Below are 15244 nucleotides of genomic sequence, written 5' to 3'. Positions count from 1 at the left end.
ATGTGCTTCCCCTGGCCGTAATACCCCTTCCTCAACGAAGTAGGCAGGAGATTAATGACTGCTATCGGAACGAAGGAACCGCTAAAAGATTGGGCAGACATTAATTGGAAGCTCGTCAAAAAGCGGATTATAAACTTGAGACAGAGGATTTATCGCGCAATTGGGAACCGTCAATGGAATGACGTTCTTAGTCTCATGAAGTTGATGTTACGCAGCTACTCCAACCTGCTGCTGTCGGTAAGAAGGGTTACTGACTGTTGCCAAAATATATAGATTTACCTAGAATTAGAGAAATAAATTCTGGGTATGGGCTTATGTTGATAGTGAAGGTAATTTAAAAGCCAAAGGCAGAATTCTCCTACTGATGGGATTGTCGTCTGGTAAGCAAGATGCTCAAATCATCAAAGCGTGTTTAGAACTTACACAGCTAGCATATTTATATCAGTGTCCTATTGTTTGCGAAGAGTTGGATTTTAAAGACAAAAAAGAGCGATTGGGGGAAGAGTCCAGAGGATATGCCCGAATGCTACCAAGCTGGGCATACAGCCGATTTTATCAATTATTTGAATCAATCTTATCTAATCGTGGTATTGAACTTAAGACTGTTAATCCAGCCTACTCCAGCTTGATTGGATTGGTAAAATACATGAGAATGTATGCACTATCAAGCGATTGTGCCGCAGCGTTGGTGATTGCGCGTCGTGGTATGAGATTGTCTGAAAAACCGCCTAGCTCCATAACCGCCTATTCTTCAGTGAATGAAGATAAGCACGTATGGAGCTTTTGGAGTCAATTGAATAAACAAATTAAACGTTCCAGTAAAATCAATCGCAGACACGATTATTTTACTGTTTCTAACTGGAGTTTTTTGGACAACCTCAACAAAGAGGAAGCGATTTTGCACTAAGAAAGAACGTTTTAAACTTACACCGTAGAGTTAAATTAGGTTTACCCAGGTTTGCCTAGATTTTTAGAAGTGGTTACCTTGGAAAACCAACGGAAGAAAACTGCTGATATAGACAACCAGAAAGTTCTAACTCCCGCAGGAAAAGTTGCCTTGGTCAAGCAAAAGAATTTTTAGTCGTTTTCCTTTGGCATGTCTTAATAAGCATCTATTGTGGGCATCATAATCTTAAGCCGAATAGATCAGCTAGCAGCCAGAAACTCTTTGGCAGCAAGTTTTTCATCTACAACTATAGTATCGACCAATGGCAGATAGTTTTAGACGTTATCTCAAACCAGACGCACCAAGGCGATTCCCAATTCCATTATCTAAAATCCCAAATCCAAAATGGTATAAGGCTTAAGAATGAAAGCACCATTACCTGACAACGAAACACAGCGAATCGAATCTCTTTTGGAGTATAAGATCCTCGATACTCCTTCGGAAGCTGCCTTTGACGACCTCACCCGTTTAGCCTCATATATTTGTGGAACTCCCATTGCCTTAATCAGTTTAGTTGATAGCGATCGCCAGTGGTTCAAGTCAAAAGTTGGTTTGGATGCCTTAGAAACACCGCGAGATGTAGCATTCTGCGCCCATGCTATTATGCAACCTGAAGTTTGTGTTGTGCCTGATGCAACAGAAGACGAAAGGTTTGCTACAAACCCGCTAGTCACCTCCGACCCGAATGTTCAGTTTTATGCTGGTGTACCGCTGATTAACCCTGAAGGATATGCACTAGGAACACTTTGTGTAATTGACCATGTACCAAGAGACCTCTCTCCAGAAAAAATTGAAGCATTGCGAATTATAGGTCGCCAGGTAATCAAGCAACTAGAAATGCGGCGCAACTTAGCAGGTTTGGTGTTGGCGAGTGACACACGCAAACAGGCACAGAAGGGACGCAAACAATTTTTTAAAAGAGTAGCCGGAGGATTTGGGTTAGCATCAGCAATTTTAGTTTTGATTGGCGTGATTTCTTTTCAAAATACACGTATATTGATTGATACAAAAAATCAAGTGCAAAAAACCCAAGAGAAAATCAATAAACTGGAAGAAATACTGTCCGATATGAAGGATGCTGAGACTGGACAACGCGGTTATATCCTCACTGGACAAGAAAGTTATCTGGAACCTTATCAAGCAGTAATTGGAAACATCGATCAAAAAATTGCAGAACTGAAGGATTTAATCGTAGATCAACCTAGCCAACAAAAGCAGTTTGCAACCCTTGAATCTCTGATAGCTGCAAAACTTGCCATACTCAAGCAGACTATATACCTGCGTCAAAATCAGGGATTCGACGCAGCGTTGCAGTTAATTCAGACAAATCAGGGAAAATATCTCATGGATAATATCCGCAAGGTCGTACATGAGATAGAAAATCAGGATAAAAGGTTGCTCCAACAGCAATCACAAGCTGCAAAAGCCAGTGCTAACAAGACGCTTTTGACACTTGCGATCGCTATTTGTCTAAATTTTATCATTCTGGCTATACTCTACTACTTCATTTATCGTGAGGTAAGAGAGCGTAAATTAACAGAGGAAACACTGAACCAAGAACGCAATTTTATCTCAGCAGTCCTTGATACAGCCAGCGCTTTGGTAATAGTTATTGACACACAAGGGAAAATTGTTCGCTTCAATCAAGCTTGTGAACAAACAACTGGTTACTCATTTGATGAAGTGAGAGGAAGGCATTTCTGGAACCTGTTTTTACCTCCTGAACAGGTAGAGCAAGTAAAAGCAGTTTTTGAACAGTTACGAGCTGGTGAAGGGCCCAAAGAATATGAAAACTATTGGGTAACTAAGGATGGCAGTCGGCGGCTGATTGCCTGGGCTAACACTACCTTGCAAGACCATGAGGGCCAAGTTGAATACATTGTTGCCACAGGTATCGACATCAGCGATGTCTTCGAGGAGCTGCGCTTACGCAAACGAACTGAACAGCATCTCAAAGCAGAATATTCTACAACCCGTGTCTTAGCAGAGTCAACTACAATCAACGAAGCCATACCTCAAATCCTGCAAGGAATCTGCGAAAGTTTGGCATGGGATTTAAGTGAATTTTGGGTGGTAGATCAGCGAGCAAATCTACTGTCTTTGCTAAATTTATGGTATAAAATATCCTCAAAGATGCAAGAATTTGAAATCCTAAGTCGGCAGATCACCTTTGCACCAGGAATTGGGCTACCTGGTCGTGTCTGGGCTAGTGCTGAACCTGTTTGGATCGCTGATGTCGTTAAAGAGCAAAATTTCATGCGCTCTCAAATCACTGCCGAAGTAGAACTGCACGGAGCTTTCGGTTTTCCGATCCGTAGTGGTAAAAAAATCATCGGTGTTATTACCTGCTTTAGCCATGAGATCCAGCAACCTGACCTGGATTTGGCAACAGTAATGCATTCTATTGGTGAGCAAGTAGGGCAGTTTATTGAGCGCAAGCAGGCAGAAGAAGAACTTCAACGCCAAAACTTGCGATCGCAACTATTTACTGAAATCACCCTCAAGATTCGTCAGTCTTTGCAAATCAAAGAAATTCTCCAAATCACTGTTACAGAGGTACAAAAAATTATCCATAGCGATCGAGTTTTGATTTATCAACCTTTGGCAGATGGATCTGGAACCACCGTGGTTGAGGCAGTAGTTTCTGGCTGGCTGGCAATTAAAGAGAAAAAGCTCACTGATGCTTACTTTCAAGCCGAATATACACAGCAGTACTATCTACAGCAGTATCGTCAAAAACGGAATATCGAGCTTGCTGAATTGGATATAGTCGAAGTCCAAAAAAGCCACATAGAATTACTGCAACAATTTGGAGTCAAGTCCAATTTAGTCATACCCATTCTTGTCAAAGAAGAACTCTGCGGTTTACTGATTGTGCATGAGTGTGGCAATTCCCGCCAATGGTCTAGCTTTGAAACTCATCTTTTACGGCAAATAGCTGACCAAGTAGGTATTGCCTTAGCCCAAGCCCAAATGTTAAACGCAGAAACTCAACAGCGACGAGAACTAGAAATTGCCCGTCACCAAGCTGAATTAGCTTCTCAAACCAAAAGTGCCTTTTTGGCCAATATGAGCCATGAAATTCGGACTCCGATGAATGCTGTGTTAGGGATGACAGGCTTAATGTTAGAAACTCCCCTCAACTCGGAGCAACAGGATTTTATTGAAACAATTCGCATTAGTGGAGACGCTCTCTTAAGCCTGATCAACGAAATTTTGGATCTGTCCAAACTTGAGGCTGGAGAAATGGCACTAGAAACTTTAGATTTTAACTTATCTACCTGTGTAGAAGAGGTGTTAGAATTATTGGCTCCCCTAGCCCATCATAAGAGATTAGAAATTGCAGCGTTAATCTATCCCAACGTCCCCACCCACCTCCAAGGCGATGCTGGCCGCCTGCGGCAAATTCTCATGAACCTGATCAGCAATGCGATCAAGTTCACCAGTAATGGAGAGGTAATATTACGAGCCGAATTGCGTTCGCTTTCCTCTACTACAGCTACCATTTATTTTGCGATCACAGATACTGGTCTTGGCATTACCCCTGAAGACCAATGCAAACTCTTTACGCCATTTACTCAAGTAGATGCTTCCACCACCCGCAAGTATGGCGGCACAGGTTTAGGATTAGCCATCTGTAAGCAACTGGTGAGCTTGATGGAAGGAGAAATTGGCGTAGAAAGTCGGTTGGGGAAAGGATCTAAGTTTTGGTTTGAAATAACTCTCGCCAAGCAACTTCACTCTATTTCCTCAGAAGGCGATGGCTTCTCTACCAGAGGCTACGCGAACGCCAACGCCAAGGGCGAACGCGAACTTCTGACTAATCGGCGCTTGTTAGTAGTGGATGATAATGCTACTAATCGCAAAATCATCCACCACCAAGCTACCCGTTGGGGGATGCTGGTGGATCAGGCTGCTTCGGCTGCTACTGGCCTCCAAGCTATTCAGGAAGCAGCCAAGCAAAAAAATCTCTATGACATTGCTGTGGTTGATATGCAGATGCCAGAAATAGATGGCATGACCTTGGGAGAGCAAATTAAGGCAAATTCAGCGATCGCTGGGCTACCTTTGATTATGCTTACCTCTACTAATCAACGGGATGAAATCCAACGAGCGCTAAAAATAGGATTTGCCGCTTATTTGGTCAAACCTGTTAAGCCGTCCCGACTCCTCGATACCATTATGACTATTTTAGAACCGCAGCTGGAAAAACAAGAAACTGGGGTCAAAAGTCAGAATTCAGAAGTCCAAATTCAGAAGTCAGAATTCAAAAGTCAGGAGTTAAAACTAAAAAATTCCGAAAACAACAGCAACCATCATTCTCCTGGCTCCCGGCAGCCGGCTTTCGGCTCTCTTAAACTTAGAATTCTCTTAGCTGAAGATAATCTGGTGAATCAGAAAGTTGCCTTGAAACAACTCCAAAGCCTGGGCTACAGTGCTGATGTCGCTGGTAATGGGAAAGAAGTTTTGCAGTTTTTGGAAAAAATTCCCTATGATTTAATTCTGATGGATTGCCAAATGCCAGTTCTTGACGGTTTAGAAACCACAAAAGAAATTTATCGTTGGCAAGAAAGCAGCTTTGCCAGTGGTCGTCGTCCTGTGGTAATTGCAATGACAGCTAATGCCATGAAAGAAGACCAACAAATGTGTTTAGATGCCGGAATGGATGACTATTTGAGCAAACCAGTAATAAAAGAAAAATTGGCTGCGGCGCTAGAGCGTTGGGGAAGTGTGATATTCAAGGCAAAAGAAATAGCTGCCACAGAGCAGACAGTTCCTACAACAGATGTAGATTCAGTTGACCTCCCAATTGATTGGGAACGTTTGCACCAACTCTCGGAAAATAACCCAGAATTTGAATTGGAACTACTGCAAATATTTGTTGAGGATATTCAACCTCGTCTAGAAGTGATTAAAATAGCGATCGCTGCTCATGACTTTGAGCAAGTAGCGCGAGAAGCCCATCAAATTAAAGGTGCTAGTGCCAATATGGGAATTACAACCATGCATCTGGCAGCAGAAAAACTAGAACAACTAGCATACAACCAAGAGCGTCGAGGTACTACTAACTTCATCTCAGAGTTAGAAGAGTTTGTTAAACGCATTCAAGAGTTTTTAATCAGGAGTCAGAAGTGAAAACTTATGAGTTAAAAGTTAGGAGTTAGGAGTTATGAGTTAAAAGTTAGGAGTTAGGAGTTATGAGTTAAAAGTTAGAAGTTAGTGTTATTTATCCCCTACCTACCTTGTCTCCTTATCTCCCTATTTTCTTGTTTACAGTAGCGTCTATCATAACCATATTTAATAATATTTACTAATAAATAAATAGTAACGATTATCTACTGCCCGCTCATAACTCAACTTGTCGGCAATGGCGGACATGATTTTTAAGCCACGCCCGCGCTCTTGATCATTCTCCTCAAATTCAGATGTTTGCCGTAATTGCTCCTCTAAGTCAAAGGGTTCGCCTTGAGACCAGATGCGAATTTCTATGTATTCATCTAAGCGCACAGCTTCCATTTCAATAAGAGTTTCAATAGGTAAATTTTTGTGGGCATGTTCAACAATGTTAGTAAAGCCTTCCATCATCAGTGTTTGACATTGCCACCAGATTTTTTTATCGAGAAAAGGTGGTTGATTCATTTGCTCAAACCAAGATAAAACTTGAGGTGAAGCTGTCAGGTCTGTCTTGACTTTTAAATAAATTTTATTATTCACTTCTTAACTAATCAAATATTTTTAAATCATCATATTCGGTAACTATTTTTTTAAGTTGAGTATTTTTACTATACATTAAAAACTAAATTTCATATAACTTAAATTAAAGCAACTATTTATTGAGCGTTTTACCTAGACAAATGTAATTTATGTTTAAAATTCTGGTTATTGATGATGACCCTATAGTGCGAGCAGTACTGAAAAGTACACTCCAAAAGCAGGGTTATGAGACTACTGTAGCTAGCAATGGCGAAGAAGGAATTACACAAGCACAACTGTTACGTCCTGCTCTGATTATCTGTGACTGGATGATGTCCCACGTAGATGGGCTAGAAGTGTGTCGTCGAATTAGAACAGATCCAGAGTTGGCAACTACTTTTTTTATTCTATTGACGGCTAGGGGAGCAGCTCGAGGAGAGGAGGAAGATAGAGTTAGGGGACTTGACGCTGGAGCAGATGAGTTTATCTCTAAACCAATAGAGATGAATGAATTGAAAGCACGGGTAAGAGCAGGACTAAGATTACACCAGCTAAATCAGGATTTACAAAGTCAAAAGCAAGTTTTGGAGATACTAAATCAAGATTTACAAACCCAAAAGCAAATTTTGGAAGCAGAATTAGCTGAGGCCGCTGATTATGTGCGATCGCTTTTACCCTCACCGCTTGTAGGAGCAGTAACTACAGAAAATCTGTTTATTCCCTCAGCACAGCTAGGGGGTGATTGCTTCGATCATCATTGGATTGACGATGATAATTTGGCAATTTATTTGTTAGATGTATCAGGTCATGGGGTAGGTTCAGCCCTCCTATCTGTATCCGTGTTGAATGTTTTGCGATCGCAATCTCTACCAAACACTAACTTTTGTCAACCAAGTGAAGTCCTGAAAGGCCTAAATCACACCTTCCAAATGAGGAAGCACGGTGATAAATACTTCACAATCTGGTATGGAGTTTATCACCGCCTTAAACGTAAACTCATTTATGCCAACGCCGGACATCCCCCAGCTTTATTGTTATCTAATACCTCTACGAACAGTATTCAAGTTAAACAGCTAACTTCTTTAGATTTACCAATTGGCTTTTCACCTGAAGTTCAATTTGAGGATGCTATTTTTGAAATCGAAGAAAACAGCACTTTATACATTTTTAGTGATGGTGCTTATGAAATTAATCAGCCAGATGGTCAAATTTGGGGTATTGATGCTTTCATTGACTTACTAACCGAATATAGCCGCCAAAATCCGTGTAACCTAAATCAACTATTAGCAGAGATTCTCACCTTAAATGCTCAATATCATCTTAATGATGACTTATCTTTAGTAAAAGTTAACTTTGGTTAAGATAGTCAAATATGCATATTCAACTTTTGTATTGTCTAGCAGCTTACTGTGTTGCCAATACTTGGCGATTGAATTCATCTTGGTCAGCAAAGGTTTTAAAAATTCTATCCATTTTAGTTAGTTCAAACAACATCCTGACTTGAGCGCTGATTGAACAGAGATAAAGTTTATTATTAGCATTTCGTACCATTTGCATCACTGATACTAAAGCACCTAAACCAGAGCTATCAATAAACTTTACTTCTTTAAGATCAAGCAACAAAATATCGGCTCCATTGTCCATAAGGTTGCTAACTTCGTGACGTAGTTCATTACCTCTAATTCCATCTAAAATGCCAGATAAATTTAGTACTTTTACATTCGAGATCATGTTTTTGTTGTCCTATTATTTGGTTTAAAAACGATATATTTATATTTTGGCATTGGACTAAGGCAAACGGCAATAGATATCGCAATAATTTTGTGTTACGTATGCAATTAGCTTTGTTTTATTGTTTTGTGATTACTATTATTTGCTATAGCAGTAAGGAAGCTAGCATCAACCCATTGTCGGGAAATTTCAAAAGTTTCAAAATAACTATCTTTTTGACCTAATTATCGCGCCCAGAAACGAGACAGAAAAAGTATTGCATCGAGCTGCATAAATGCTTTGTTTAACTCTGATTCATAACAACCGATAGCTGTAACTTTTTCCTCAATTACAGAGGTAACGACTCCTCCTACAGAAACTAGTATGGACAAGCTTTTAGGTGGCGGTTGAAAATCAAAACCCATGCAGATTAAAGCCTCATCTGATAAATCAGTGTTGAAAAGCGTAGTTTCACCAAATACATTCTTCCCAACTTTGAAATCTAACTGACACCCAGAAGTTCACCTGACTTTTCACGGGATGCAAAAGTGAGTCACCCTTACCCAAGCAACGCCTGTTTACCGCATGGCAGGCACGCAAATTGCCAGCAGTCGAGACTCTCAACGCTGTTACAGTTATCTGCTCTGACAAAACGGGCACGATACAGATGAGTGTAACAATCTGAAGGTAAAAATTATTATAACTAGCACTTACGCATCGTACATAGGTACTACACGCAATTTAAGTGTTTCAGCTATGTTTAGCATCTAGCGATTGCAAATAAGCGAATAAATAAGGGTCATGCGAAGCACCCAAAACGGACAAATACCGTTATACATATTATGGCTAATTTGTACAGTGTATAAGTCCTAATAACGAGAACTATTAAAATATAAATTCCACCCACGATGATCATTACTACAATAAAATAGTCACGCACCCGATCTCTGGAGTTCTAGCAGTGGGCTTATTTGATGATTTGAGTCGGTTTTTAGAAAACCGTTTAGAAGAATTCTTGCGTAACAATCCACATTTGGAGTTAGAGGCGCTGCTAGAACAGCTGCGTGAGCAAGAGGAAGATACATTAAAGCTGATCGCAGATTTACAATTACAAGAGAAGCGATCGCAAGAAGAAATTCTGTCCACCGCTCAAGAAATTCAGCGTTGGCATATCCGTGTTCAAAAAGCCAAAAACGCTGGTAGAGAGGATTTAGCGACTGCTGCGGGTGAGCGAGAAGCAGCCTTGTTGCGAGAAGGAAATCAGCGCTGGGGACAGATGCAAGGGCTGAAAGAACGCATTAACCAATCTCAGGAACTACTGCGAAAAATTCAGCAGCGGCGACAGGAGGTGCAAGCTAAAGCCGCTGAAGCACAGACTGTCCGTGCTAAAGCGCAAACTCAGCAGCGTTTTGAAACCAGTGGCTGGTCGAATCAAACTAGCAGTTATTCTAGTGGGTTTGATGACTTAGAAGAGAAGTTCCGTAGCTGGGAAACCCAAGATGAGTTAGAACAAATGAAGCGGAATCTGAGGAAATAAACCAACGAAAGAATCAGATTTATCCAATGAATATAGAGACGTTACATTGTAACGTCTCTACAAGGGTTTCAGGTGACGCATCATTAATTTCTGGAGATGTCTAATGTCTTTGACCTTGCTTGCTATTACCACAGTTGGTTTGCTAAGAAGATGAGTTTTGAAGATAGACCTATACAGGCGATCGCATTTTTTGGCAAAGTCACGGTCAAAAATAAAGGAAAGTGTTTGACCTAATATCAGTAAGTGGGCAAGAATAAATCAAACTACATAACGCAATTTAAAGTTAATTAAATTGTTTCGTGGTCAGGGCTGTAGCCGCTTACTACAAACCTTAAATTATTCACAACCACTTACTTTTATAAACCAAAAATTCTAAGATAAATTTGATTATTTTTCATATTTTAATTTAATTACTTCATCAAAAAAGTTATTTAAACCTGCAATTATTAATATTATTTTAAAGTTAGCTACAATAGAGGTATACTTAATGGCTAAGTCTGCACTAATGGCATCTTTGCAACGCGCTTATAAAATTGCGAGGGCATCGATCAAAACTGGCATTCCTACAGATGAAATAGTTGATATTTTAAAACAAAAAACCACTCGTCGCCGCTTACTGTATGGGGGTTTGGGATTAGCAAGCGCATTAGCTACAGCTACTTGGCATAATGGACGTGATTCTACGGCTTTTGCCACGATTCCCAAGGTGCTGGTAGTGGGTGCAGGAATTGCTGGGTTAACTGCTGCCTATCGCTTACGTCAAGCTGGGGTTCCCGTAGACATCATTGAGGCGAGGAATCGCGTTGGTGGTCGGATGCGTAGTTTAGCTAACGCAGCCGGTACTGGCGTGACTGTGGAACTAGGTGGAGAATTTATTGATACAGATCATACGAAATTGCGATCGCTTGCTCAAGAACTTGGTTTAACAATAGTCGATTTACTCGCTACTGATAAGGGATTAGTGCCAGAAACATGGTACTTTCAAGGACGTAAAATCCCCGAACTAGAAATTATTAATTACTTTATTCCTTTAGCAGATAAATTTGAGAAGGATTTAGTTGCTATTGGGGATGGAGATATAACTTATCGCTCTGACAATCAGGCAGCTTTTGCTTTAGATAATACCTCCATTGCAGAGTATTTAGAGCAAGCACAAACTAATCCCATTCTGCAACAAATGCTGAAGATATCTTATACTACCGAATATGGTCGAGAAGCAGCAGAACAATCCTGTTTGAATCTAGTGTTTTTGATTGGTACTAACACTGATATATTCTCACTCTACGGCGAAAGCGATGAACGTTATACCATTTGTGGTGGTAACGACCAAGTACCCCGTTTGCTAGCAAATTCCTTAGCTTATGCTATACAAACTGAAACAGAATTGGAAGCTATTTGTATCCGTCCCGATGGTCGCTATCGAGTTAGTTTACGGTCTGGTTATAAAACTTTTGATCGCACTTATGAAAGAATCTTGCTGACATTGCCTTTTAGCACCTTGCGTTTAGTGAAGCTGGATGTGAATTTACCAGCATTTAAAAAGAAAGCAATCGCACAACTAGGATATGGTACAAATGCCAAATTAATTACAGCCTATCAACAAAAATTGTGGCGCACTAAATATAACTCAACAGCAGCAACATTTACCGATACAGGCTTTCAAAACACTTGGGAACCCAGTTGCTACCAAAAAGGTCCCAAAGGTCTGATTACTGACTTTACTGGTGGTGAACATGGTTTATCTTTAGGCAAAGGTTCAGCAGAATCTCAAGCCGAAATACTTTTACCACAATTAAATCAGATTTTCCCCGGAATCAAAAACCTGCGTCAAGGTGAAGCCATTCGCGCCTATTGGACTGGAGAGCAATACACAAGAGCCTCCTATAGTTGCTATTTAGTCGGACAATGGACAGGGATAAGTGGAGCTGAACAAGAACGTGTAGGTAATTTATTTTTTGCTGGTGAACACTGCTCTCCCTCCTACCAAGGATATATGGAAGGGGGTTGTAGAACAGGTGAAGTTGCAGCTGTGAGAATCCTCAAAGATTTAGGTTGGCGAAATATGCCTGTTCAACACAAAAAACCAATTAATACCAATCAACTAAATTCCTATCATCCCAGGATTCCAAGGAACGAACGTTTTTCTGACGACTACACTGAAAGTAAAGTACTTAGTCCTCACTAATCAATATATAGGACTCCGATTTTATTTTTGAAAACATACTGAGACCGAAAAGCCTGTTTTATCAAGGTTTCATTTGAAATCTTGTTTAGAAATCAGACAGGAGTCCTATAGTATAAGAGCGATCGCACCCCTAACTGCTGCTTCTGGTGCAACGTGGCCAACCACCATACCATAAGTACTGCCAGAAAAGCGATCGTCGGTAATTAATCCCACAGCATCTACTCTCGCAATTTTGGAACTAACTCCAGTGTTGCAGCAGTGTTATTTGCAACAGTCTTCTCTTCCCAAAGCATCTGGTGATATTCAATTTTGCGCCAGGAGTCAACCATATCGTTGTAGTGCCTATGGAAAGCATGACCTGATTGTCCAGGAGTATGAATCGCTACTGAATTATCCAAATTTCCCAAATCTATAATCATCCGCAGTGAAGGAATATCAGTCACTTCAAAGGACTTGTTTGCTCTCCAGCGATTAGCATTCACTGTTTCGCCGTTACCAGCCGTCGCAAATGCACCACGATTAAATAAAGCTTCAATAGGTGCAACCCCAGATTTACCCAAAGTTGCATTACGAAAAGTAACAGTATGTAGTTTGCCCCAATTCCAGTTTTTTGGGTCTTTACTTTGAATACGTTCTAGTTCATCCACGGCTTCTGTAAAAGACTGCCGCAGGATTTGGTCGCAGTTCTCAACTTTTGGGGTGTTGCGGTTGTCCCACCAAGAACTATTAGGCTGTTTTACCAGATTTGCTACCACAGCATACCAGCGATCGCCTCCATCAGGAAAGTATTTTTCAGGCAACTGATCGTGAAACGTATCTGCTAACAAGTGTTTCCAGAATACTTCAAACAAAACAGCAGCAGGTGATGTCATTCCCAACTGCAAATTCCAATCTCGCAGCAGTTTTTGGGCTGCTTGCAAACGGGGGGTATCAACAGTGATAGATTGCAGTAGTGGCACTAGTGTTTGGGCATTCAGATTGCGATCGTCACCTTGTATCTGCTGCACATCCTTCAGGGAAATTGGCTGAGTTTGTTGTGAAATCATCTCAACGATGCGCTTTGCCCGATAGCCATAAACCCAATCTGCGGTAATTAAGTAAGGATATTTACGCATAGCTAAATTATTGGCAGTAGCAATATAACCTTGAGATGGATTGAAACTTTTGGGTAACTGCTCAAAGTCAATATAGCCTTGCCACTCATATTCATCCGTCCAACCAGGAACAGGATAACGCCCATTTCCCTTAGCTCTGATGGGGAATTTGCCAGGCATTTGGTAGCCAATATTGCCATCAAGGTCAGCGTAGACCAAGTTTTGAGCCGGGACATCATAGTTACTGGCAGCAGCACGGAATTCCTGCCAGTTTTGGGCGCGATTGATCTGGGGAATGGCATACCCTAGTTTGGAAGGTGCTAGGGCTGTCCAGCGCAGGGCTACGGCGTAGTTTTGGGGTAATTCTAAGGACTGACTTGGCTTGAACTCCTTCAAATTAGGCGAAACATCAGACAGAATCGGCCCATGTCGGGTATAGCGCACTGTTTGTACAATCGGCTGACTTCCGGCTACTTGAATCGTCTCTTTCACAAGTTGCATATCAACCCATTTGCCATTTATCTCATATTGGTTAGAGTTCTTTGGGTTGATTTTCTCAATGTATAAATCCATCACATCAGATTCTACATTGGTGACACCCCAGGCAATGCGATCGCTATGACCGATAATTACCCCAATCATTCCCGCAAAGGAAAAGCCAGTAACGTTGTAGGGACATTCTGTACTCTTGGGTGTGCAGTGCAAACCAACCTCATACCAGATAGAAGGTATTTGCACACCTAAATGCGGGTCATTCGCCAAAATTGGCTTACCTGTAGCCGTGCGTTCACCGGATATCACCCAGTTATTTGAACCAATGCCTATCCCCGTAGGCCCTATTATGTGTTCCAAAGCCATCATCGGCTTAGTAATTGACTCTAAAGCAGGCAAGACATCTGGAGAGTAGAGTAGTTTAGCATTCTTGCCCCCCCCTGCTTCCTCTCCTTGCTGAAATTCAGGCAAAATCACTGGCAGGTCTTGAGGATATGGTGGAAAAAGCTCCTCTAATTGACTCAGGGTAAGGGTTTTGAGCAAAATGGCACGTTCAATTTCGCTCTGGAAATTTCTGCCCAAGTCGTAAGCCATTACCTTCCCCCAAGTCAGGGAATGCAGCATTTGCCAAGGTTCTGGCTTATACCCAGGATTGAGGAATTTTAGCACAGCGTATTCTAAACTTAGGGCGTTGTTTTGATGCTCTGCCAGATAGGCATTGACACCATTTGCATAAGCTTCCAGGTATGCTTTCATCTCTGCATTTATATCCGCAATTTCTTGCTGTGCCACCCTTGCCCAACCCATTGTCCGCAGATATCTGTCAGTGTCCACCTGAGAAGAACCAAACATTTCTGAGAGTCGCCCAGAACCAATGTGTCGCCAAAAGTCCATTTGCCAAAAGCGGTCTTGGGCGTGGATATAACCTTGCGCCATAAATAAATCGTGGGAGTTGGCAGCATAAATGTGGGGAATTCCCCATTTATCTCGCTGGACAGTTACTTCAGCTTTCAGTTCAGGTAGTTGAATTGTGCCACTCTCTTGAGGAAAGGATTGGCGCACAGTGTAAGTCGCAAATCCCACTAATAATAGCCCTAGCACTAACAGCACAATCAAAGTTATTTTGAGAATCTGAGGAAACCAACGTTTCCTGAAGCTTTTTATTTGGGCTTGCCGTGGCATTGTTTAGTGAAATCACGCGATGTTACAAGGTTGATATTACAGTATAATGAGCAATATTGATTTGATGCTTGTTCTACCACCTTTACAATAGGGAAAAGGACACACTTCAGGAAAGCGCAACATGCCGAAAATCACTGTGGTGGGACTGATGCTGATAATTTAGCGCTCACCTGCTGGCGATGTAATCGTCATAAAGGTACTGACTTAGGATTGTTTGATCCAAAAACAGGGGCTTTTAGTTTTCTCTTCAACCCACGCACCCAGAAATGGGCTGAACACTTCACCTTTTTAGAACTAAATCTGGTGGGATTAAGAGCTGATTCGTAAACAAAAGCTTAAGATGCCATTCGCCTGACCATAAGACGAATCAATGAGCCATAAATCATTGCTTCACTTAACTCGCT

General features: G+C 41.3%; 11 protein-coding genes and 1 pseudogene. 8 read left to right on the top strand and 4 right to left on the bottom strand.

Translation table 11 applies throughout. The features are described from left to right. Positions 1–54: 54 nt before the first annotated feature. The 3 genes from V7K85_RS29980 (at position 55) to V7K85_RS29970 (ending at position 6082) form a co-directional block, all read left to right on the top strand. On the top strand, positions 55–273 hold the full coding sequence (locus tag V7K85_RS29980) for a reverse transcriptase N-terminal domain-containing protein (protein WP_334819341.1): 219 nt from the start codon (positions 55–57) through the stop codon (positions 271–273). A 91-nt stretch (positions 274–364) separates the two neighbouring features. Further along, positions 365–907, top strand: coding sequence for a hypothetical protein (locus V7K85_RS29975; RefSeq protein ID WP_334819339.1), 543 nt, complete (start codon positions 365–367; stop codon positions 905–907). A gap of 402 nt (positions 908–1309) precedes the next feature. Next, positions 1310–6082, top strand: coding sequence for a response regulator (locus V7K85_RS29970; RefSeq protein ID WP_334819337.1), 4773 nt, complete (start codon positions 1310–1312; stop codon positions 6080–6082). A 162-nt stretch (positions 6083–6244) separates the two neighbouring features. Here the strand turns inward: V7K85_RS29970 and V7K85_RS29965 are convergent, their stop codons facing one another. After that, entirely contained in the window at positions 6245–6661 is a 417-nt protein-coding gene (locus tag V7K85_RS29965; RefSeq protein ID WP_334819335.1) for an ATP-binding protein, read from the bottom strand. Positions 6662–6810: 149 nt separating this feature from the next. Here V7K85_RS29965 and V7K85_RS29960 point away from each other — a divergent pair, with 149 nt between their 5' ends. Then, positions 6811–8001: a PP2C family protein-serine/threonine phosphatase gene (locus tag V7K85_RS29960; RefSeq protein WP_334819334.1), complete on the top strand. Its 1191-nt coding sequence runs from the start codon at positions 6811–6813 to the stop codon at positions 7999–8001. Between the two features lie 43 nt (positions 8002–8044). On the opposite strand, the gene V7K85_RS29955 is transcribed toward V7K85_RS29960, so the two are convergent. Next, a complete protein-coding gene (locus V7K85_RS29955; RefSeq protein WP_334819332.1) occupies positions 8045–8371 on the bottom strand; it encodes an STAS domain-containing protein in 327 nt (108 codons plus the stop codon). Between the two features lie 940 nt (positions 8372–9311). Here V7K85_RS29955 and V7K85_RS29950 point away from each other — a divergent pair. The 3 genes from V7K85_RS29950 to V7K85_RS29940 all read left to right on the top strand — a co-directional run bounded on the left by V7K85_RS29950 (position 9312) and on the right by V7K85_RS29940 (position 12072). Continuing rightward, complete coding sequence (locus V7K85_RS29950) at positions 9312–9887, top strand: TIGR04376 family protein (protein ID WP_334819330.1); 576 nt, start codon at positions 9312–9314, stop codon at positions 9885–9887. 96 nt (positions 9888–9983) lie between these two features. Beyond that, positions 9984–10121, top strand: a complete 138-nt coding sequence (locus tag V7K85_RS29945) for a hypothetical protein (RefSeq protein WP_334819328.1) — start codon at positions 9984–9986, stop codon at positions 10119–10121. A 253-nt stretch (positions 10122–10374) separates the two neighbouring features. Then, positions 10375–12072, top strand: coding sequence for a flavin monoamine oxidase family protein (locus V7K85_RS29940; protein ID WP_334819326.1), 1698 nt, complete (start codon positions 10375–10377; stop codon positions 12070–12072). A gap of 111 nt (positions 12073–12183) precedes the next feature. Here V7K85_RS29940 and V7K85_RS29935 read toward each other — a convergent pair. Beyond that, positions 12184–12291 (bottom strand): annotated as a pseudogene (locus V7K85_RS29935) (hypothetical protein); the annotation flags it as partial. Continuing rightward, a complete protein-coding gene (locus tag V7K85_RS29930; RefSeq protein ID WP_334819324.1) occupies positions 12291–14840 on the bottom strand; it encodes a penicillin acylase family protein in 2550 nt (849 codons plus the stop codon). The gene V7K85_RS29930 and the pseudogene V7K85_RS29935, both read right to left, overlap by 1 nt. A gap of 87 nt (positions 14841–14927) precedes the next feature. Between V7K85_RS29930 and V7K85_RS36715 the strand changes: the two genes are divergently transcribed. Further along, complete coding sequence (locus V7K85_RS36715) at positions 14928–15167, top strand: hypothetical protein (RefSeq protein WP_442940632.1); 240 nt, start codon at positions 14928–14930, stop codon at positions 15165–15167. Positions 15168–15244 lie beyond the last annotated feature (77 nt).

It is taken from the genome of Nostoc sp., assembly GCF_036917615.1.
Classification (GTDB): Bacteria; Cyanobacteriota; Cyanobacteriia; order Cyanobacteriales; family Nostocaceae; genus Nostoc.
This window is presented reverse-complemented; position numbering and strand designations above follow the sequence as displayed.